This is a genomic window from Gammaproteobacteria bacterium, assembly GCA_040183005.1.
Classification (GTDB): Bacteria; Pseudomonadota; Gammaproteobacteria.
The window spans coordinates 289,563-309,257 of sequence record JAMPIW010000001.1; the positions used below are offsets into that span (position 1 = coordinate 289,563).

17 protein-coding genes and 4 pseudogenes are annotated in these 19,695 nt (G+C 57.2%); 14 read left to right on the forward strand and 7 right to left on the reverse strand.

Annotation, left to right across the window (positions count from 1 at the left end; translation table 11 throughout):
- Nucleotides 1-106: 106 nt before the first annotated feature.
- Entirely contained in the window at nucleotides 107-2,815 is a 2,709-nt protein-coding gene (gene polA, locus M3A44_01395; protein MEQ6340325.1) for a DNA polymerase I, read from the reverse strand.
- A 201-nt stretch (nucleotides 2,816-3,016) separates the two neighbouring features.
- On the opposite strand from polA, the gene M3A44_01400 reads away from it, so the two are divergent.
- The 7 genes and pseudogenes from M3A44_01400 (at nucleotide 3,017) to M3A44_01430 (ending at nucleotide 9,064) form a co-directional block, all read left to right on the forward strand.
- Nucleotides 3,017-3,742, forward strand: coding sequence for a TIGR00730 family Rossman fold protein (locus M3A44_01400; protein ID MEQ6340326.1), 726 nt, complete (start codon nucleotides 3,017-3,019; stop codon nucleotides 3,740-3,742).
- A 19-nt stretch (nucleotides 3,743-3,761) separates the two neighbouring features.
- Entirely contained in the window at nucleotides 3,762-4,100 is a 339-nt protein-coding gene (locus M3A44_01405) for a DUF2782 domain-containing protein (GenBank protein MEQ6340327.1), read from the forward strand.
- A 664-nt stretch (nucleotides 4,101-4,764) separates the two neighbouring features.
- Nucleotides 4,765-6,321, forward strand: coding sequence for a PAS domain S-box protein (locus M3A44_01410; protein ID MEQ6340328.1), 1,557 nt, complete (start codon nucleotides 4,765-4,767; stop codon nucleotides 6,319-6,321).
- Between the two features lie 65 nt (nucleotides 6,322-6,386).
- Entirely contained in the window at nucleotides 6,387-6,596 is a 210-nt protein-coding gene (locus tag M3A44_01415; GenBank protein MEQ6340329.1) for a hypothetical protein, read from the forward strand.
- Between the two features lie 19 nt (nucleotides 6,597-6,615).
- Nucleotides 6,616-6,981 carry a hypothetical protein gene (locus tag M3A44_01420; protein ID MEQ6340330.1) on the forward strand — a complete coding sequence of 122 codons (366 nt, stop codon included), beginning with the start codon at nucleotides 6,616-6,618 and terminating at the stop codon, nucleotides 6,979-6,981.
- A gap of 65 nt (nucleotides 6,982-7,046) precedes the next feature.
- Nucleotides 7,047-8,213 (forward strand): IS4 family transposase, encoded by a 1,167-nt coding sequence (locus M3A44_01425; GenBank protein MEQ6340331.1) that lies wholly within the window; start codon nucleotides 7,047-7,049, stop codon nucleotides 8,211-8,213.
- 11 nt (nucleotides 8,214-8,224) lie between these two features.
- Nucleotides 8,225-9,064, forward strand: a pseudogene (locus M3A44_01430) (PilT/PilU family type 4a pilus ATPase).
- 296 nt (nucleotides 9,065-9,360) lie between these two features.
- Here M3A44_01430 and M3A44_01435 read toward each other — a convergent pair.
- A pseudogene (locus M3A44_01435) lies at nucleotides 9,361-9,850 on the reverse strand (transposase).
- A gap of 379 nt (nucleotides 9,851-10,229) precedes the next feature.
- Between M3A44_01435 and M3A44_01440 the strand changes: the two are divergent.
- The 4 genes from M3A44_01440 to gspE all read left to right on the forward strand — a co-directional run bounded on the left by M3A44_01440 (nucleotide 10,230) and on the right by gspE (nucleotide 15,558).
- Nucleotides 10,230-10,952 carry a DUF1624 domain-containing protein gene (locus M3A44_01440; protein ID MEQ6340332.1) on the forward strand — a complete coding sequence of 241 codons (723 nt, stop codon included), beginning with the start codon at nucleotides 10,230-10,232 and terminating at the stop codon, nucleotides 10,950-10,952.
- 44 nt (nucleotides 10,953-10,996) lie between these two features.
- On the forward strand, nucleotides 10,997-11,932 hold the full coding sequence (gene gspC / locus M3A44_01445; GenBank protein MEQ6340333.1) for a type II secretion system protein GspC: 936 nt from the start codon (nucleotides 10,997-10,999) through the stop codon (nucleotides 11,930-11,932).
- A 7-nt stretch (nucleotides 11,933-11,939) separates the two neighbouring features.
- Nucleotides 11,940-14,042 carry a type II secretion system secretin GspD gene (gene gspD, locus M3A44_01450; GenBank protein MEQ6340334.1) on the forward strand — a complete coding sequence of 701 codons (2,103 nt, stop codon included), beginning with the start codon at nucleotides 11,940-11,942 and terminating at the stop codon, nucleotides 14,040-14,042.
- Between the two features lie 91 nt (nucleotides 14,043-14,133).
- The gene (gene gspE / locus M3A44_01455; GenBank protein MEQ6340335.1) at nucleotides 14,134-15,558 is read left to right on the forward strand and encodes a type II secretion system ATPase GspE; all 1,425 of its coding nucleotides are present in this window, start codon (nucleotides 14,134-14,136) and stop codon (nucleotides 15,556-15,558) included.
- Between the two features lie 262 nt (nucleotides 15,559-15,820).
- Here gspE and istB (M3A44_01460) read toward each other — a convergent pair whose 3' ends face one another.
- The 5 genes and pseudogenes from istB (M3A44_01460) to M3A44_01480 form a co-directional block, all read right to left on the reverse strand.
- A complete protein-coding gene (gene istB / locus M3A44_01460; GenBank protein ID MEQ6340336.1) occupies nucleotides 15,821-16,633 on the reverse strand; it encodes an IS21-like element helper ATPase IstB in 813 nt (270 codons plus the stop codon).
- Nucleotides 16,626-17,102 (reverse strand): annotated as a pseudogene (locus tag M3A44_01465) (IS21 family transposase). Before M3A44_01465 ends, istB (M3A44_01460) begins: the two are co-directional and overlap by 8 nt.
- Nucleotides 17,103-17,210: 108 nt before the next feature.
- Nucleotides 17,211-17,999, reverse strand: coding sequence for an IS21-like element helper ATPase IstB (istB, locus tag M3A44_01470; protein ID MEQ6340337.1), 789 nt, complete (start codon nucleotides 17,997-17,999; stop codon nucleotides 17,211-17,213).
- Complete coding sequence (locus M3A44_01475) at nucleotides 17,996-18,181, reverse strand: hypothetical protein (GenBank protein ID MEQ6340338.1); 186 nt, start codon at nucleotides 18,179-18,181, stop codon at nucleotides 17,996-17,998. Before M3A44_01475 ends, istB (M3A44_01470) begins: the two co-directional genes overlap by 4 nt.
- Nucleotides 18,181-18,371 (reverse strand): annotated as a pseudogene (locus tag M3A44_01480) (IS21 family transposase). The gene M3A44_01475 and the pseudogene M3A44_01480 overlap by 1 nt, the downstream one beginning before the upstream one ends.
- An 87-nt stretch (nucleotides 18,372-18,458) precedes the next feature.
- On the opposite strand from M3A44_01480, the gene M3A44_01485 reads away from it, so the two are divergent.
- From M3A44_01485 to tnpB, 3 genes are read left to right on the forward strand one after another with little or no spacing between them, the layout of a single operon-like run.
- Nucleotides 18,459-18,848 carry a hypothetical protein gene (locus M3A44_01485; protein ID MEQ6340339.1) on the forward strand — a complete coding sequence of 130 codons (390 nt, stop codon included), beginning with the start codon at nucleotides 18,459-18,461 and terminating at the stop codon, nucleotides 18,846-18,848.
- Complete coding sequence (locus tag M3A44_01490) at nucleotides 18,781-19,098, forward strand: IS66 family insertion sequence element accessory protein TnpB (GenBank protein MEQ6340340.1); 318 nt, start codon at nucleotides 18,781-18,783, stop codon at nucleotides 19,096-19,098. Before M3A44_01485 ends, M3A44_01490 begins: the two co-directional genes overlap by 68 nt.
- The gene (gene tnpB / locus M3A44_01495) at nucleotides 19,095-19,436 is read left to right on the forward strand and encodes an IS66 family insertion sequence element accessory protein TnpB (GenBank protein MEQ6340341.1); all 342 of its coding nucleotides are present in this window, start codon (nucleotides 19,095-19,097) and stop codon (nucleotides 19,434-19,436) included. Before M3A44_01490 ends, tnpB begins: the two co-directional genes overlap by 4 nt.
- Nucleotides 19,437-19,695 lie beyond the last annotated feature (259 nt).

Here is a 19,695-nt window from a genome sequence, read left to right on the forward strand (position 1 = left end):
TGTGCTTGTTACGCTAACCCCCTGAATTTCGGGGCTGCCCGTTCCGGCGTAGGGTGCGCACGGCGCGCCATAAGTTGTTGGTGAGGGGGCATCAAGCTCCCTCATCCTAATGCGCCTCATCCCAATTGTTGCCAACGCCGATGTCTACCACCAGCGGCACGGATAAGGTGGCCGCGCTGGACATGCAGTGGCGAATGTCTTCGATGGTTTGGCGGAGGGTGTTTTCGGGTACCTCAAAGACCAGTTCATCGTGTACTTGCATCACCATTTTTGCGGTCAGGTTTCCGGCGAGGATCATGGCGTCGGTTTTGAGCATGGCGAGTTTGATGATGTCGGCGGCGGTGCCTTGCATCGGGGCGTTGATGGCGGCGCGTTCGGCGTATTGGCGGCGTTGCTGGTTGCTGGATTTGATGTCCGCCAGATACAGGCGGCGGCCAAACAGGGTTTCCACGTAGCCGTCGGCGCGGGTTTGGGTGCGCGTGCGGTCCATGAATGCCTTTACGCCGGGATAACGGGCGAAATAGAGGTCCATATATTGTTGCGCCGCGCCGCGTTCGACGCCCAGTTGCCGCGCCAGGCCGAAGGCGGACATGCCGTAAATCAGTCCGAAGTTGATGGCCTTGGCATTGCGGCGTTGCTCGGAGGTGACTTGATCGGGCGATGCGCCGAAGATCTCGGCGGCGGTGGCGCGGTGGATGTCTTCGCCACGGCTGAAGGCGCGCAGCAGGCCGTCGTCTTGCGACAGGTGGGCCATGATGCGCAGTTCGATTTGCGAGTAATCCGCTGCAACGATCTTGTGTCCCGGCGGGGCGATGAAGGCTTGGCGGATGCGCCGCCCTTCGGCGCTGCGGATCGGGATATTCTGCAAGTTCGGGTCTGAAGATGATAATCGGCCCGTAGCCGCCACCGCCTGATGATACGAAGTATGAACGCGTCCGCTGCGTGGATTGATCTGCCCCGGTAGTTTGTCGGTGTAGGTCGATTTCAGCTTGGCTAAGGTGCGGTGTTCGAGGATCAGTTTCGGCAGCGGATAGTCCAGCGCCAGTTCGGCGAGCGTCGATTCGGCGGTGGAAGGTTGGCCCTTAGGGGTCTTCTCCAGCACCGGCAGTTGTAGCTTGTCGAACAGGATGGCCTGGATCTGCTTGGGCGAATCGAGGTTAAAGGGTTGTCCGGCGGCGCTATGCGCCTGTTGCTGGATATCCAGCATCTGCCGCGCAAGCTCCTCGCTCTGCCGGTATAGCATCCCGGCATCCACCAGCACGCCGTTGCGCTCGATACGCGACAGCACCGGCACCAGCGGCACTTCGATTTCATTGAACAGTTTTTCTAGGCCCGGCTCTGCCGACAGGCGCGGCCATAATGCGTGATGCAGGCGCAGGGTGATGTCGGCATCCTCGGCGGCATACGGCGCGGCCTGCTCGATGCCGATCTGATTAAAGGTGAGCTGCTTTGCACCCTTGCCCGCGATATCTTCGAAACGGATGGTCTTGTGGCCCAGATGGGTCAGCGCCAGCGTGTCCATGTCGTGGCGTGAGGCGGTGCTGTTGAGCACATAGGATTCCAGCATGGTGTCATAGCGAATGCCCGCCAATGTGATGCCGTGGTTGGCCAATACGCTCATGTCATATTTTAGATTCTGGCCTACCTTGGGGCGGCTGGCGTCTTCCAGCAACGGGCGCAACCGCTCTAAAACCCATTCGCGAGATAGCTGGGCGGGCGCGCCGGGGTAGTCGTGCGCCAGTGGCACATAGGCGGCCTCACCTGGCTGAATGCAAAACGACACGCCTACGATTTCGGCTTGCATATAGTCCAGGCTAGTGGTCTCGGTGTCGAAGGCGAACAGTTCGGCCTGCTCCAGGCGGGAGAGCCAGTGCTCCAGATCTGCTTCGGTGAGCACGGTTTGGTAGTCAGAGGCCAGGGACGGGGGGGCAGGGGATGGATCGTTTGCGGGTTTTTCCTGATCCAGCTGTCCCAGCCAGGTTTTGAACTCCATGCGCTGAAACAGCTCACGTAGTGCTGCGGTATCGGCGGGTTGGGATTGCAGGTCGAGCGGCCCCACCGGCAGCGGCACGTCGCAGCGGATCGTCGCCAGTTGCCGCGATAGCGGCAGCAGGTGCAGATTCTCGCGCAGGCTCTCGCCGACCTTGCCGCTGATTTGACCGGCTTTGGCGATGATGTTGTTCAGCGAGCCATGTTCCTGCAGCCACTTGGCGGCGGTCTTGGGGCCGACCTTGGGGATGCCGGGGATGTTGTCCGAGGTATCGCCCACCAGCGCCAGGTAGTCGATGATCTGGCCGGGGGAAACCCCAAACTTTTCGATCACACCCTGCGCATCGAGTGTCGTATTGCTCATCGTGTTGACGAGGGTGACATGCCCATCGACCAGTTGTGCCATATCCTTGTCGCCAGTGGAAATCACCACCGGCAAATTGAGTGCGGCGGCCTGCACCGCCAGGGTGCCGATCACATCGTCGGCCTCAACGCCGTCTATCACCAGCACCGGCAATCCCATGGCGCGCACGATGGCGTGCAGCGGCTCGATCTGTGTGCGCAGATCGTCCGGCATCGGCGGGCGGTGCGCCTTGTAGTGTTCGAACAGCTCATCGCGGAAGGTCTTGCCCTTGGCGTCGAACACCACCGTGACATGCTCCGATTGATAGTCCGCGATCAACTTGCGCAGCATATTGACCACGCCATACGCCGCCCCGGTCGGTTCGCCGCGCGAATTGGTCAGCGGCGGCAGGGCATGGAAGGCGCGGTAGAGGTAAGAGGAGCCGTCTACCAGGATCAGTGGTTTGGGTGTGGTTTCGGTCATAGTGTTTGGTGTCTTGGCCAGTGGTGCGTGATTGAATAAGGTTGTCGTAGCGAGTTTGCAGTCTAATGGCTATGCCTTAAAGGGCTTTTTCGTTTATGATTAGAGCTATTCGAATTAAGTATGTCGCCAACAGCCCGATATATTCAATATAAGCTTTTCCCGGCACGCCCTTCGGTGGCGACTTAATTTTCGGTGACTATTATGAACTCACAAGAAAGAAATGCTCATCCCAGCTTCAAGCCTGTCAATGACACATCGCTGACACGTGAGTCGTGGAAGATCTTCCAGATCATGGCGGAATTTGTCGAAGGCTTCGAACGACTGTCGCAGATCAAGCCTTCGGTCAGCATCTTCGGTTCGGCGCGCACGCCAGTGGACCATCCTTATTATAAGCTCACCGAAGATATTGCGCTTCTGTTGTCGGACGCCGGCTTCAGCGTGGTGAGCGGTGGCGGGCCGGGCATCATGGAAGCTGCCAACAAAGGCGCATTTGCCGGAAAATCGCCCAGCATCGGTCTCAATATTGTGCTGCCCCATGAACAGACAACCAATCCTTATCAGAACATCTCTCTTAACTTCAGGCACTTTTTTTCGCGCAAGGTAATGTTCGTCAAATATGCCTCGGCTTACGTGGTGTTGCCGGGCGGTTTTGGCACGCTGGATGAGATGATGGAGATTCTGACGCTGATACAGACACACAAAACCCGTCAGATCCCCGTGATTCTGGTACACAAGCCGTTCTGGGAAGGGCTGCTCGCCTGGTTCAGGTCAACACTGGTGACGGAAGGTGTCATCAGCCCGGAGGATCTCGATTTGATGCACATCGTCGACACCCCGCAAGAGGTGGTGGACGCGATTTTCAACCACTACGAGCATCGCGGTTTCGAGCCTTCTGCCGATGAGCAGGCGACGTTATTGGATCTCTGAAAACATTAAGGAAAAGCGCGTGATACGGACATTCCTTGCAATATTAATCTCTGTACTGCTTACGGCCCCATCATGGGCGGCGAACGAGACAGCAAAGCCCGATCTTCCGCCACCGCCGACAGACGGGTTAAACAGTGGGGAGATTCCCGAGCCTGACGTCAAAATCATCCAGCGTCCCAATGAAAAGGTGGAAGAATACCGGATCGGCGGTGTGCTTTATACGGTCAAGGTGACCCCCGCTGTCGGCCCGCCTTACTATCTGGTCGATACCGACGGCGACGGCAATCTGGAAACGCGGCGCAACGACCTGGATCCCAAAATAGCGATCCCTGGCTGGGTTATCTTGCGCTGGAAGTAGGGATGCGCACGAATGGTGCTTGCTTAATCCTCTTGACGCGCCCGTTAAGGAATGTGTGCGACGCTTGGTAGCGTTCTCAAGAAACTCTCTTACGACCTTCGGGAAACCCCTACATTTCTATAGCATTTTCTCGGCAATTGCTCCAAATGGGTATCTCCTTCACCCAAGTAAAACCATGGAACGGTGCGCTCGACGGCAACACGGCCATTTGTGGTCAAACAAAGGCGGAAAAAGCTAGAATATTGGCGCTGGAGATCAGAGATTGTGCCATTTTGAGGGATCGTTCCCCACTTTTTCTGGAACCCTTCCGTTACTTGGGTGAAGGAGATACCCAATTGCGACTATTATCCACACTCACAGACTCAAATAATGAGCCTGCTGAACCTTGTGGCTAATCAGGAACCCGCTTGGGGTCTTGCCCATAATTCTATCCACTGTCTGCGACCATCGCTCATTAAGGTGCAGGCCCTATCTCACGGCAAAGATAGCCATCCATGGCCCGCTTCCGGTGTCCTGCCTCTGGCGGCACTCGCACTTCCATGTGCGTCGCTGGGATGACGTCTTATCTTGAAGCCCGCTGAATAGTTACCATTTTATATACATTTAACAATTCATGGCGCAGGGCCGATATCCATAGACTGATCTCCCACAGGAAAGCAACACTATGAAAGCGGAAGCCTCGGCCCGCACCCTGGTCGAAAACATCAACCTGCCGCCGACCACAGCGGCTGACACCGAGTCACTGAGTGCCGATGTACCCACCCTGATGGCCGACGTCCATGCCTTCTTTGAAAGGCACGTTGAAGATCCGGACCTGTTGCACTTATTACAGTTGTCCAACCTCAATCAGCAACAACTCGAACACGCCTTCCTGGCATGGCGGGCGGTGTTCGATGCCGTGCGCGATCCGATCTTCGTTCATGACGCCGAGTTCCGGCTGACGCGCATCAACCAGGCCTATGCCGAGCTGGCAGGCATGCCAATCAAGACCGCCCTGGGCAGGCCCTACTGGGAAGTCTTCCCGAAGATGGACGGCCCAAGCAAGGGTTGCGAGATCATTGATAACATCTCGACCGCCAAAGGCGCCGAATGTGATGAGATCGTGCTGGAGGATGGGCGGACATTTCAGTCCCGCGCGTTTGTGATGCAGGACACGCAGGGCAAGTTCATGCAGGTCGTCCAGATCCTGCATGATGTGACTAGTCAGAAGAAAACCTTGGCAGCACTCAAGGAAAACCAGGAAAAGCTGCAGATCATAACCGACTTCGCCCAGGATGCCATCATTGTGCTCGATGACGAAGGACTGATCCAGTTCTGGAATCCGGCGGCGGAAAAGATGTATGGTTATCCAGCCTCGGAGATCCTGGGAAAACCGTTGAATGAACTGCTCGTCGATACAGAGCAACTGTCACTGTTCAGGCATGGTCTATCAGAGTTCAAGAATACCGGCAAGGATCCCATCATCGGCAAGGTCGCCACGCTTGCTGGCCGGAGAAAGGACGGAAGCACCATTATCTCCGAAAACTCCATCTCCGCCGTCAATATCCAGGGACGCTGGCACGCCATCGGAATGGTGCGAGACATAACCGAACGGCATAACATGGAGATCATGCAGGCCCGCCACGCTGAACAATTGGCACAATCCCTGCGCAACACCGTGCTCGCATTGGTCAGAACCCTGGAAAAACGTGACCCCTACACCGCCGGCCATCAGCAACGCGTGGCGGAACTATCCAGCGCCATCGGCCGCGAGATGGGCCTGAGCGATCATCAGATTAAGGGCATTCACCTAGGTGCGCTGATTCATGACATCGGCAAAATCTATATCCCGTTCGAGATATTGAACCGCCCTGGCAAGTTGACCTCCGAGGAGTTCATGCTTATCAAGACCCACTCCACGGTAGGTCATGAGATCATTGCCGATACCGACTTCCCGTGGCCCATCGCGGACATGATCCTGCAACATCATGAACGCATGGACGGCACGGGCTATCCCGCCGGACTGCGAGGGAATGACATCATCCTGGAAGCGCGTATCATTGCTGTAGCCGATGTGGTCGAGGCGATGAGCGTTCATCGCCCGTATCGCCCTTCACTGGGCATCGAAAAGGCGCTGACTGAAGTGACCAGGACACGCGGCACCAGCCTCGATCCCGCCGTGGTCGATGCCTGCTTGGCACTGTTCAATGAATCCCGATTCAGCTTCAGTGCAATTGGCTGACCCATTGAGCACATCATCACCCCGCGCCATGCCGCTTGGTGCCAAGGTGGCCATTCATCTGCCTGATGGCCAGATCAAGGTCGGGGGGGCTGCATGTGCCGGACAGCTATGAACTTTTGAAAGTGACGCCCACCGTCAAGGACCCCATTGATAAGCGCGGCGACATAGAAACCCTACTCTCGCAGGTCAGAAAAGGCGGCATGACACCCCTGACGGCCAACGCCCTGCAACGGGCGCGCGCGCGATATTTCGCTCGCCGATGTCTACAGACTTGAATAGCACAGGAATACCCTCATGGATATCACGCCCTATCTGCAACTCATGGCCGACAAACATGCCTCCGACCTGTTCTTCAGCACAGGGGCGCCCGTCACCATCAAGATCGAGGGCAAAGTTGGCCCCATTGGCAACCAGCCACTGCCTCCCGGCACCGTCAAGCAACTTGCCTACAGCCTGATGCGCGATGAACAGGTAAAGGAGTTCGAGGCCAATCTCGAAATGAATTTTTCAGTCTCCGTGCCGGCGACTGGCCGATTCAGGGTCAACGTCTACCGACAGCGCGGCGAGGTCAGCATGGTGGTGCGTTATCAGAAGTGTCCGGCAATTTCGCAAAGACGGCTATATAACATGATGATGTTGAATAGGAAAGTGTGTGTTTAGGGGTGTCACCGACTTGAACGTGAATTTTTTGGGAAACTGGGGCTTTCCCCCCAGGAGTTTCCGTCATGTATTCAGGCCAGTTGGTGTTCGCACAACTCATGGAGCATTTGCCCCTTCACACATTCCGTCGCTGCGTGCAGCGCTACCCTTCCAAATATCCCACCAAGACTTTTTCGCATCTCGATCAATTTCTCTGCATGGCGTTCGCGCAGCTGACTTACCGCGAAAGCCTGCGCGACATCGAAACCTGTCTGCGCGCCCACCAAGCCAAGCTCTATCACTTGGGCATACGAGGCAACATCGCCAAGAGCACGCTGGCCGATGCCAACGAGCAACGCGACCGTCGCATCTACGCGGATTTCGCGATGAGCTTAATCCAGACCGCCAGAAAGCTTTACGCCAGCGACAGCTTTGCGGTCGAACTGGAACAGACGGTCTACGCACTCGATACCACGACCATCGACCTGTGCTTGAGCGTCTTTCCGTGGGCACGCTTCCGCTCCACCAAAGCTGCCGTCAAGATGCATACGCTGCTCGACCTGCGCGGCAACATTCCAACCTTCATCCACATCAGCGATGGCAAGATGCACGAGGTCAATGTGCTCGATATCCTGATACCCGAAGCCGGCAGCTTTTACATCATGGATCGTGGCTTCACCGACTTCGCTCGCTGGTTCACCCTGCATCAAGCACAGGCGTTCTTTGTCATCCGTGGCAAATCCAATCTGCTCTTTCGTCGCGTCTACTCTCGCACCGTGGACAAGTCCACTGGACTGCGCTGCGACCAGACCATTGCATTGACTGCTCGCAAGGCCAGCAAGGATTACCCGCAGCACCTGCGACGCATCAAGTTCTACGATGCCGAACACGACAGGTTTCTGGTCTTTCTGACCAACAACTTCGACCTGCCTGCGCTGACCATCGCTCAGCTTTATCGTTGCCGCTGGCAGGTCGAGCTATTCTTCAAGTGGATCAAACAGCATCTTCGAATCAAGCGGTTCTATGGCACCACCGAGAATGCAGTCAAGACGCAAATATGGATCGCCATCGCGGTTTACGTCGTGGTCGCCATCGTGAAAAAGCGGCTCAATACCGAGGCTTCGCTTTACACAATCCTACAGATTTTGAGCCTGACTCTTTTCGAGAAAACGCCACTCGATCAATTACTTAAAAATGCGGAGACGCAAATGAGCATGCAGAAAGACAATAACCAATTGAATCTATTCAATTAAATTACCGGACACTTCTGGTGCGTTATATAAAATCCACCCTCCCGAAGGTTGCTGAACTGAATCTGCCGGAGACCCTGAACCGCCTCGTCACCCTCGCACGCGGCCTGATTCTGGTTGTGGGCGCCACAGGCTCGGGAAAATCCACCACCCTGGCGGCCATGATCAGTCACCGCAACCACACCATACCCGGCCATATTCTCACTATCGAGGATCCAATCGAGTTCATGCACCATCATGAAAAATGTGTCGTCGATCAGCGCGAGGTCGGCATCGACACCCTGAGCTACGCCAATGCCCTCAAGAACGCCATGCGCGAGGCGCCGGACGTGATCCTGATCGGCGAGATCCGTGATCGTGACACCATGCAGCAGGCCATTGCCTACGCCGAAACCGGCCATCTGTGCCTCTCGACGCTGCATGCCAGCAATTCCTATCAGGCATTGGAGCGGATACTGAATTTCTTCCCCGATACCGCCCGCCGCCAACTACTCGAAGACCTGTCTCTCAATCTGCGCGCCATCATTTCACAGCGCCTTGTGAATGGTATTGATGGTCACCGGGTGCCGGCGGTAGAAGTCATGCTCAACTCGCCCTACATCGCTGATCTTATTATTAAAGGCGAAGTCGAGAAGATTCGTGAGGCCATGGAGAAAAGCGGCGACCAGGGCATGTGTACTTTCGACGCATCGTTGCTCTCCCTGTATCAGGCTGGCAAGATCACGGTTGAGGAGGCGCTGCATCACGCAGACTCGCGTAACAACCTGCACTTGAAAGTTAAGCTTGCCCGTGGCGCTACGGAACACAATACAGCCGCACTGATGATCGACGATGACCCGGCCGTGCGAGGTTGATGCCAGCGGTGCCAGTGGCACCATCCTTCTGTCGATCTCAAGTACCGCAATCTACTTCGATTTTGTTCCGCGTTTTCGCGGCGCTACCGGTTACTGTTTCAGCAACCCCAATGGCAGCGGGTGACACGGCTGTTGGGTCGACCTAAAGTGTTGACAATATCATTACGGCACAGGAATCATGGAATACGCAGGCTTAGCCCTACTGAAGGGGCAATCGACCCATGTCCTGAGTCACACGTTTGCCAGCCATTCATGATGAATGGAGGAAGCATCATTACCTTACAGCGTATTCTGGGTCACGGGAGTTCCTGATTAGCCACAAAGTTCAGCCGAGATAATAATACCGAGATAATAATACGCTCGGGATGAGGTGAAGTAACGGCTGATGCGCGAGGCCGTCTGGGCAGAATGACCGATAGGTCGAATCGGCGGTTAAAGCGATATTGAATTTCAGCGAGGTAACGATGGGCATACTTGGAGAAATTGAACGCATGATAAGTGCCAGAGAACGCCGTTTTCAGATTGCTCAAGAGGGTATTGACCGCGCGGAATTTCTCCAGCTTCACACACTGGCCGCGCCGCCGCCAATAACGGTACGCTCGTGAGCAGCTCCCGATGCCGTAACGGCCTTAAAACACCACAAACCATCGGGCACAACATGCGCCGACGCACACAGCGGATGGCCAGTTTCAGTAGTCTGCACCGCAGCAATGAAGGACACAAGGACACCTTGTTCTCAGAGCCCCGGTCGCTCTTGCCGCCGGGTAACTCGCCTCCCAGAAATGCGACTATTATCCACACTCACAGGCTCAAATAATGAGCCTGCTGAACTTTGTGGCTAATCTGGGAAACCGTTAACTTGTTGCTCCCGCAACAAATTTGTCATTATCCACAAAACCTGTGGATAACTTTGTGGACGACTTGGGGTAAAACGTCGCCAGACCGCACAACAATGGGGTTGTTCTTGATTTGCACGGAAAATGTGCCGGCCCTATCAAATCAAACAAAAACAATATGTTATATGGTATTGTGTGGTTGTGACGGTTTTAAGGCGCTAGCAAAAAGGGCGTGAGGGTGTCCCATAGCGGCATTGTGTATAAGGTGTCAAGTGGCCTATCAATATAAGTCTGTCAAAATCCCTGATAATATGTGCGGGCAGGATGCCATGCCACCCCCGTCAACGCGCTATTCGCTCGTCGATGTGTTGCGCGGAACGGCTGTTGTGATGATGTTTGTGTATCATTTTACGTTTGACCTGCGTTACTACGGTGTAGTCAGCGCTGATTTCAATAATGATCCCTTTTGGTTAGGGTTTCGCGCTATTATTGTGGGTTTGTTTCTTGGGGTAGTGGGCGTGAGCCTGCACTTGGTCACAGCGCGCGGCGTGAACCCGCGTGCCTTTGGGCGGCGTTTGTTGCTGGTGGCGGGCTGTGCTGCTCTGGTGAGTGCGGGGAGTTATGCAATGTTTCCCAATAGCATGATTTTCTTTGGTATCCTGCACTTTATCGCTGTTGCCAGCGTGCTTGGTCTGTTGTTCAGGCGGTTATTTTGGCTTAATTTGATAGTGGGCGGGGGATTGATCGTCGCGGGGTTGCAGTTTCAGCATCCCTGGTTTGATCTTCCGGCCTGGCAATGGCTGGGGATGATGACGCATAAGCCGGTGACCGAGGACTATGTGCCATTGCTACCGTGGTTTGGCGTGGTATTGATCGGGATGTTTATCGGCAAGCTGATTTATCAAAGGGAAAATGTGCCCGCCTTTGCGCGCTGGGCAGGCAGGCATCCGGTGGCGCGCCTGTTGGCATTTGGCGGGCGGCATAGCCTGCCGGTATATATGTTGCATCAGCCGGTGTTTTTGGGCGTATTGTTTTTGTTCTATGGAACGTGATGATGCCGTTACGTTGTGTGATGAATCGCGGGTAGTATGTCCTGATGATCAAGGCTATGACGTTGGGTAACGGGCTGGCAAGCGGCACAGGCTTTATATCGTCCGTGGCTTGGCGCAATTTTGCGTTGCGGCTACTGCAGCCCTCCGTGACCCGGCGCGCGGTTCTTCTGCTCGTGGTCATTCTGTTGTGCTTGATAGCGTATAGTCTGGCCAGACTGACGTGGATGGTGTTGCCCGCGCCGCGCGAGAACGGCGCGCCGCCCCCGCTTATCCAGGCGGTTGGTCAGCGCGACGCTACGGCTGCGCCAGTGGCGGCGCGCAAACCCTCGCATCAGGAAATGGCACAGTGGCATTTGTTTGGCGAGATACAGGTGATTAATGTAGGCGCAGCTGCGGAAATGGCGCCGCAGACCAGTCTTGCCTTGAATCTGCGCGGGGTGATTGCCTCGCGCGACAAAAAAAGCGCGCGGGCGATTATCGCCGATGCCAGTGGTAATGAGCAGTTCTACGCAATAGATGCACCTGTGCCTGGCGGGGCGACGCTGAAGGAGATCCATGCCGATCGGGTTATCCTGTTGCGCGATGGCCGGTATGAAACCCTGCTGCTGCCCAAGGATGAAACAAGCGGGGAAGGTGCGCCAGGCGCTGCGATGTCTATGCCAAACTCCGACGCCGCGATGCAGGAGTTTCGTGACGCTGCGATGAGCAATCCGCAAAGTCTGATGGAACGGGTTCGCCCGATACCGGTCAGCGAAGGCGGCAAATTTATAGGCTATCGTTTTATGCCAAATGAAGACCCAGGTTTTCTCGCGCGTTTTGGCATGGAACCCAATGATATTGTGACCTCCGTCAATGGCATGAGCCTCGACAATCCTGCCAAGGGGATGCAAGTGTTGAACAGCCTGAAAACTGACGGGGAAGTGCGGGTTGATACAGTGCGTAATGGGGCTCCGCGTTCTTTTGTGTTACGGATGAACTAATCTAAAGATGAAAAGCAAAATTAAGGGGAAGGGTGTGAGGAGGTTGCGCGGTATACCCAGAAATTTTTATGCGGTACCGATGTTGATGGCCGCGCTGCTGCTGCCTTTCCAAGTGTATGCCCAAGATGTGACGCTTAACCTGAAAGACGCTGACATCGGCGCGGTGATCGCCACGGTCTCCGACGTGACCGGCAAGAATTTTATTGTTGATCCGCGCGTCAAGGCCAAGGTCACGGTGATCTCGGCCAAGCCCATGAACAAGGATGAGGTCTATCAGGTCTTTCTGTCGCTGCTTGAGGTGAACGGTTTTGCCGCCGTGCCGATGGGCAAAGTCATCAAGATTATCCCCGACGTGAACGCCAAGCAGGTCAGCACGCCATTGGCCAATGACGACCGGCCCGGCAGGGGGGATGAATATGTCACGCGCGTGATCCATGTCAACAACGTCTCTGCTGCCCAACTTGTGCCGGTGTTGCGTCCCCTCGCGCCGCAACAGGCGCACATGGTGGCGTATCCGGGCACGAACGCGCTGATCGTCTCCGATCGGGCCGCCAATGTGGAGCGGCTGGCCAAGATCATCCAGGATATAGACCAGCCTGGCGATGAAACAGAGGTGGAGGTCATGCCGCTCAAACACGCCGCCGCCGCCGAGGTGGCACGCATCTTGACATCCCTGGACCAGGAGGCGCGCAAAAGCGATCCCAATGCCGCAGCCGGGATTACCGACCGGCCGGTGTTGATTGCCGATGATCGCACCAACAGCATCCTGATGGGTGGAGGCAAGTCCGGGCGGTTGCGCGCGCGCGCCCTGGTGTCGCATTTGGATACGCCGCTGGAGAATAGCGGCAATATCCGCGTCATTTATTTGCGTTATGCCAAGGCCAAGGATCTGGTGCCGGTGCTGACGGGAGTGGCGAGCCAGGTGCAAGACAAGGGTAAAGTGGTGAGTGGCGCGGCGCCCGGCGGCGCTACAGGCGGCGGACCGCCCGGCAGCGGCATCAATATCCAGGCGGATGAAAGCCTCAACGCCTTGGTGGTGACGGCCCCGCCCGATGTGTTCCGCTCCCTGCAGATGGTGATCAGCCAGCTCGACGTGCGGCGCGCGCAAGTATTGGTGGAGGCGGTGATTGCGGAGGTCAATTCGAGCCGCGCGGCGGAGTTGGGCGTGCAGTGGGCGACGTTCGACCGCACCCAAGGAAGCAACGCTCCGATTGGACTAACCAACTTTACCAACGGTACTGCCGGGTCCAGCATCGCGGAAATCGGGGGGGCGATTGCCACCAATCGTCCCCCAAGTCTCGGGCCGGGCATGACGTTCGGATTGGGCCGCTTCATCAGCGACGGATTCAGTTTCGCAGCACTGATCCGTGCGCTGGAATCCGACGGCTCATCTAATGTGCTGTCTACCCCGACCCTGGTGATGATGGATAACTCGGACGGCGAGATCACCGTGGGACAGAATGTGCCATTTATTACCGGCTCATTTACTGCCCCTACCGGCACGGCAGGTGCTGCGGTCAATCCCTTTCAGACCATCCAGCGCCAGAATGTGGGCATTACATTGAAGGTCAAGCCGCAGATCAACGAGGGCAACGCCATCAAGATGGATATTGAACAGAAGGTCGATAGTCTCAGCACCAGCGCAGTGCGCGGCGCGTCGGATTTGATTACCAACACCCGCTCCATCAAGACCAGCGTGATGGTGGATGACGGCAAGGTGGTGGTGTTGGGCGGGCTGATCACCGATGATCTCAAGGAAAATATACAGAGGGTGCCGTTTCTCGGCGACCTCCCGCTGATCGGCAGCCTGTTCCGCTACAAGAAAAACACCAAGGACAAAACCAACCTGATGGTATTCCTGCACCCGGTGATCATGCGCGATGGCGATCTTGCGGAGCGGATGACGAGCGGCAAGTATAACTTCATACGTGCTCAACAGCTTGATGCGCAGATGAAAGACCGGGGGTTGTTGCGCAATGAAGTGTTGCCGCTGATGCCGCCCATGCAAGATATGATGAAGCTGCCACCGCCGTTTGAACCGGGCACCAACAGTCCGCCCGCGGACAAGCCTCCTGCCAATGTCGGCCCGAGCGATGGACGCACCAATTAATGCCGCCGTGCAAACGGACGGCTCGGTAGCCACCCCGTTGGAGGTGTCCGAGAAACGTCCGCCGTTTCCTTTCGCCAAGCGTCATGGCGTGATGGTGACGGGCTGGGAAAGCGGTTGTGCGATAGTCTTGTGCCGCCCCGACGCAACCAGCATGGGACTCGCCGAGTTGCGGCGTTTCCTTGGTGCGCCGCTGAAATTGCAACAGGTCACGCCTGAAGCCTTTGAGGCGGAGCTTGCGCAGAGCTACGAGCATGATTCGGCGCAGGCCATGCAGATGATGGGCGACCTGGGGGAAGAGATCGACCTGTTCAGCGTCGCCCAACAGCTCGCCGAGCCGGAAGACCTGCTCGAAACCGAAGACGACGCGCCCATCATCCGCTTGATCAACGCGTTGCTCACCGAGGCGGTCAAGGAAAACGCCTCCGATATCCACATTGAACCCTTTGAAAACCGGCTGGTGGTGCGTTTCCGCGTCGACGGCGTGCTGCGCGAAGTGCTGGAGCCGAAGCGTGTGCTGGCGCCGCTGATCGCGGCGCGCATCAAGGTGATGGCCAAGCTCGACATCGCGGAAAAGCGCCTGCCGCAGGACGGACGCATTTCGCTGCGCGTCGCGGGCCGTCCGGTGGATGTACGCGTCTCCACGCTGCCCTCCGGCCACGGCGAGCGCGTGGTGCTGCGCCTGCTCGACAAACAGGCGGGCCGCCTCAACCTGGAACAGCTCGGCATGGCGCCCACGACGCTCACCGTGATGCACCGCATCATCGAAAGGCCGCATGGCATCATTCTCGTCACCGGCCCAACCGGTTCCGGCAAGACCACTACGCTTTACGCTGCGCTCACCCGCCTCAACGACAAAACACGCAACATCATGACGGTGGAAGACCCCATCGAATACTATCTGGACGGCATCGGCCAGACGCAGGTCAACACCAAGGTGGATATGACCTTCGCACGCGGCCTGCGCGCCATTCTGCGCCAGGATCCGGATATTGTGATGGTGGGCGAGATCCGCGATCTGGAGACAGCGGAAATCGCCGTGCAGTCGAGCCTCACTGGCCACCTGGTGCTGTCCACGCTGCACACCAACACCGCCGTCGGCGCCGTCACCCGTTTGCGCGACATGGGCGTGGAACCTTTCCTGCTCTCTTCCAGTCTCATCGGCGTATTGGCGCAGCGCCTGGTGCGGCTGTTGTGCCCGCACTGCAAGCAGCAGGTTACCGCCAGCGCGGCGGAATGCGACACCCTTGGCCTGCCCCACGAAAACCCGCCCACCCTCTATAGCGCCGTGGGTTGCGAGCAATGCAACTCCCTTGGTTATCGGGGCCGTACCGGCATCTACGAGGTCATCGAAGTCGATACCACGTTGCGCGGCATGATCCATCAAGGCGCAAGCGAGCTGGAGATGGAAACCCATGCGCGCACCATGACGCCCGGCATCCGCCAGGACGGTCTGCGCCGCGTGCTGGCCGGCGCAACCACACTGGAAGAAGTGCTGCGCGTGACGCGCGCGGAATGATCAATCACAATATTTCATCTTAATAGCCACGCCACCAAATACTGGTAACCCCCGCCATGCCAGACTTCACCCCCCACACTTTCAAATCGACCTTGTTTGCTCAGATACAAAGCCTCCTCACTGTTGGCGCGCACTTAAAACTGACCACCTGTGCTCGTTGAATTCTGACCAGGCGTTATAGCGATGTAGCGTACTACACGGCTGTGGGTAAGTCGACCAGACTGCGACGGTATTAACCTCCTTTTGAAGTGAATGATGTTTGTCAGAACGGTGCCGTTTCCTCCAACGGTGATGACCGTTTCTCCTTCTCCAGCCCCTTAATGCGATCCTTGGCTGTTGTGCTGCTTTGCTTGAAGCGATAAGACTCGTTGCCGGTCTCGACGATGTGGCAATGATGCGTCAGCCGATCCAGTAACGCCGTGGTCAGCTTGGCATCCCCGAATACGCTACTCCACTCGGAGAAGGTTAAATTGGTCGTGATGATGACGCTGGTCCGCTCATACAGCTTGGAGAGAAGATGGAACAGCAACGCCCCGCCTGCCTGTGAGAACGGCAGATAGCCCAGCTCATCCAGAATCACCAGGTCCATCTGCATCAGACTGAGCGCCAGCTTGCCCTGCTTTCCCGCAGCCTTCTCCCGTTCCAGCGTATTAACAAAATCCACCGTGGAGTAGAAGCGCACCCGTTTGCCGTGATGCTGGATGCCTGCGACACCGATGGACGTTGCCAAATGCGTTTTGCCAGTCCCCGTGCCACCAACCAGCACCACGTTCTGTGCGGCATCGGTAAACTGCAGGGTGGCGAGCCGCTTGATGAGTGACTCATCGATCTTGGACTGGCTGAAGTCAAAGCCGGCCAGGTTGCGGTGGACAGGGAATCTGGCGGTATGCATCTGGTAACTGATCGAACGGATAGCACGATCCGTCGATTCGGCTTCCACCAAATGTCGCAGGAGCCATTCGGATGATTCCATGGATGCAGTCGCGCCTGTCGCGCCCTGGCCTTTTAATTCGACATAACACTCTGCCATGCTGTGCAACTTGAGGGCTTTGAGTTGGCTGATGAGGTCAGACATGGGATACCTCCCCGATACTCAGGCTGTCATAGCGTGCGGTATCCGCCAGCGGTTCCTCAGTAAGCGTCAAACTAGTTTCCACTTGCGCGGGCATTCCTTGCTGATTGAGGCGCGCCAACATGTTCAGCACATGCTCGGCACTGGGTACGCCGGATTCCAGCACCCGTTCGACTTCAACCAGGACGGCATCCAGGCCATGGGTCGAGACGGTGGCCAGCACGGATGCCATGACACGATCACCCAGATGCCGGCAGCAAAGCCGCAAGGCGGCGGCGAGCATGGCGAAGGGAGTCGGCATCTCGCTAAACGGCGCGCCATTGCGTAATGCGCCGGGTTTACGATCAATGAGGGGAATGTAATGCTGCCAGTCGTAGCGGGTCTGGTCACGATGGTGCAAGCGCTGATGACAGGCAACGATGGCGTTCTCGGCATAGGCCTCAATCCGGTCAGGATACAGGTGGACGGCCACTTGGTGATTCGCCAAATGACACGGTGTCAATGCCGATTTAAAATTGATACACTTTTTCATGAAATGCCGATTTAAATCTGATACACCCCCATTACGTCTCCATACCGCTTATTTGGCCGGAACAGTCTCCCGCTTACTCTTTACCATTCCCGCTGCACGCTGATTTTTGAGACGGTAACTCTCGCCGGCGATCGGCACGATGCGTGCGTGGTGCAGCAGGCGATCGAGCAGCGCAGCGGTCAGCGTGGCATCCTGGGCGAAGGTCGCATCCCATTGGCCGAACGGCAGGTTGCTGGTGACGATCAAGCTGCCTTTCTCGTAGCGGGCCGCGATCACCTGGAAGAACAGGTTGGCCTGCTCGCGGCTCATCGGCAGATACCCGATTTCATCAATGACGAGCAGGCGGTAGCTGTTGATAGCCCGATGCATGACGCTCTTCAGCTGATTCTGCGTGTGCGCGGCCGTCAGTGTCAGCAACAGATCGGCGGCGGTGGTGAAGCGGGTCTTGATGCCGGCCTGCGCCGCCCGGTAACCCAAGGCGATCGCCAAGTGCGTCTTGCCCACGCCGGAAGGGCCGACGAGCACCACATTCTCATTGCGCTCCACAAAGCCCAGTCCGGCCAGTTCTTCGATCTGGCTGCGCTTCACCCCTTGGGCAAATTCATAGTCGAAGTCGTCCAGCGTCTTGATCGCCGGGAAGCCTGCCAGGCGCGTGAGCATGGTCTGCTTTCTCACGTTGCGTCCCGCCGCTTCGGCCTTGAGCAACCCCTCCAGGAAGTCGCTATAGGCCGTTCCCTGCTGTGCGGCGTCCTGTGCGGCCACCGGGTACGCCTGAGCCACGAACGGCAGGTTGAGCGTCTCGCACAGTGTCAGCATTCTTTCGTGCGGGAGGTTCATGCGGCCACCGCCTGTTCAAGCAGGCGCTCGTACACCGCCAGTGGGTGTTGCGCAGGCAACACCTGTGCAATCCGTTCGATGACCACCCCGGGCCGCTCTGTAGGCCCTGCCGTCACCTCACGCTGGGGACGCGCCGCACACGGATGTCGCCACGCCAGGGGCTGGGTAGCGGTTGCAGGCATTCTTCCGGCAAGCGTTTGGAGGGCTGAATGTGCGTCGTACCATGGACGCGTTCATTGGCGATGTCTTTTAACCAGCGACGCACCTGGACATTGGCCGTCACCGCATCCAGTGTCAGCCCGCCTGCTTGAGCTGCGCCACCAGCGGCACATAAAACGAGCGGCGCAGATAGCCGTTGAAGCGCTCGACCTTGGTAAGCGATTAATTACCCCCACCTGGAGTTTTTGCATGATGTGATGGATCCTCGTACGCGACATACCAAGCGACGAGGGATACACCATGATGAGCAAGACACAAGCACAGCGGATGCAGAAACAGCAGGAGTGGCGCGAGCACCTGCGGCGGCAGGAGACGAGCGGGCAGACGATTGCAGACTATGCGAAGAGCGCGGGCATCAGTGCCGATGCCTTGTACTATTGGCGGGGGCGCTTTGCGCGCGAGGAGCGGATGAAGAATGCCCCGGCGACCTTGACGCCGGTGCGGGTGGTCGACACGGTGCGAGCAGTGGCGGCGGTGCGGGTGCAGCGTAAGCGTCCAGCCGTCCCACCTGTTTTTATAGTTACCCTTGCGCCACCCTGTGGTTTTCACAGGAGAGCGGCACATGAATATGAAATCGTTGGAGGCAAGTCGCCACTACTGGCAGCAGCACGTCGCGGCCTGGCGGTGTAGTGGCCTGAAGCAGATTGATTATTGCAGGCAGCATGGACTGGTGCCGAAGCAGCTTCGCTACCGGATCGCCAAAGACCGTCGAAACGACGTTTGCGTGAGCGGCACGGATGCGGTCACGCTGGTGCCCGTGCAGATCGAGGAGGTCAACGGTGCTGGGTTGGTGTTGCAGAACGCGGGGGGGTGGCAGCTCACGCTGCCGTCCGGTGTTTCGGCAAGCTGGCTGGCAACCTTGCTGCGGGGCTTGTCATGATTGCGCAGCCGCATACGATCTGGGTGGCGGTCGCGCCGATGGACATGCGGGTGGGCATCGATGGTCTGTCGCTGCGGGTGCAGCAGGCGCTGGGCAAGGCCCCCTGCGATGGCTCGGCCTATGTGTTTCGTAACCGTCGCGGTGATCGGCTCAAGGTGTTGCTGTGGGATGGCAATGGCGTGTGGTTGTGCCAGCGCCGGTTGCATCGGGGGCGCTTCGTCTGGCCGCAGGCGGACAGTCCGGTCTGGTCATTGGAACTTGCCCAATGGCAGTGGCTGATTGCTGGTGTCGACTGGCAGCGGATGTCGGCCCAACCGGCGGCCGACTGGCGTTTGTGACGATTGAAGCCGCCATGAAAAATGGTGAATAAAAACCTGTATTTATGCGGCTTTCTGCGGTGTTTCATGGTATAATTTTGTCATGAAAAACGTTGCCGAAGCAGCCCTGCAAGACGCTCCTGTCGCTCTCAAAAACTGGGCTGTGCTGGCGATGCAGCAGCTCGACGAAAAGAGTAACAAAGTACAACAGTTAAGCGATCAACTGTCACTGCGCGACCAGCAGCTCAAACACGCCGACCTCAAAATCCAGGCCCTGACC